Origin of the sequence: Synechococcus sp. CCAP 1479/10 (assembly GCF_019038515.1) — a bacterium.
Lineage (GTDB): Bacteria > Cyanobacteriota > Cyanobacteriia > PCC-6307 > Cyanobiaceae > Cyanobium.
Genome location: NZ_JAFKRJ010000082.1, coordinates 1 through 1240, shown reverse-complemented (window position 1 = coordinate 1240; position 1240 = coordinate 1). Strand labels below are relative to the sequence as shown.

The 1240-nt window shown below is 66.3% G+C and carries 1 protein-coding gene; it reads left to right on the top strand.

The window, feature by feature from the left end; translation table 11 throughout:
* Positions 1–74: 74 nt before the first annotated feature.
* A protein-coding gene (locus KUG39_RS17065; protein ID WP_286193290.1) for an IS3 family transposase occupies positions 75–1189 on the top strand; the annotation gives its coding sequence in 2 pieces (ribosomal slippage) (positions 75–336 and positions 336–1189; 1116 coding nt in all).
* The last annotated feature ends 51 nt before the right edge of the window (positions 1190–1240 follow it).

Below are 1240 nucleotides of genomic sequence, written 5' to 3'. Positions count from 1 at the left end.
TGACGTGGACCCCGAAAACCGGTCCAGGGTGAATGAGAGTCTTCAGCCGGCCAGACTGGGCCGGGGACTCGACCATGAAACGCACCAGGCACACAGCGGAGCAGATCATCCGCAAGCTGAAAACCGCCGAGCAGCTGATCGCCCAAGGCAAGACCGTCGTCGAGGTCTGCCGGGTCATCGAGGTGACGCAGCCGACGTACCACCGCTGGCGCCAGCAGTACGGGGGCATGCAGGCCGAGGAGGCCAGGCGCCTGACCCAGCTGGAGAAGGAGAACGCCCGGCTCAAAAAGCTCCTGGCAGAAGCCGAGCTGGAGAAGGCCATGCTCAAGGACCTAGCCGAGGGAAACTTCTGAGCCCGGAACGCCGTCGCAGGGCTGTCGTGGCCCTGCAGGAGCGTTACCGGGCTTCTGAACGCCTCGTCTGCCGGGTGGTGGGCCAGCACCGCAGCACGCAGCGCCAGGGCGGCAAGGTCATCGACTTGGAGGAGGCCAAGCTCCGGCATCGCCTACGGGAGATCGCCTCTGAGCACATCCGCTGGGGCCGCCGGATGGCCTACCGCCTGCTGCGGCGGGAGGGCTGGACGGTGAACCACAAGCGGGTGCAACGGCTCTGGCGGGAGGAAGGCCTGCAGCGGCCCACTCCCAGGAAGCGCAAGCGGGCCCGGCCCGCCGACGGGTCGGTGAGGCGTCACCGGGCCGAGCATCCCCACCAGGTGTGGGCCATGGACTTCCAGTTCGACGCCACCGCCGATGGCCGCAGGCTCAAGTTCCTGAACGTGATCGACGAGCACAGCCGCCTCTGCCTGGCGATCCGGGTGGGCAGGCAGTGCAAGGCCAAGGACGTGGTGGCGGTGCTGGAGGAGCTCACCAGCCTCTACCCCGCGCCGGCATTCATCCGGTCCGATAACGGGCCCGAATTCATCGCTCAAGCTCTACGGGGCTGGTGCGAGGCCAGCGGCACCACCAGCACGGCCTACATCGAGCCAGGCTCCCCGTGGGAGAACGGCTTTGTGGAGTCGTTCAATGGCCGATTCCGGGATGAGTTCCTCAATACCGAGTTGTTCACCACAGCTCCAGAGGCGCAGATCCTGGCCGATCGCTGGCGCTGGGAGTACAACACGCTCAGGCCGCACTCGGCCCTCCAGGGGCTAACGCCCCTGGAGGCAGCTCAACAGGGAGCTGCCGCATGATCACAACCAACCACTCTCATAAGGCCTGGACCGATAAAGGGGGTCACGTCA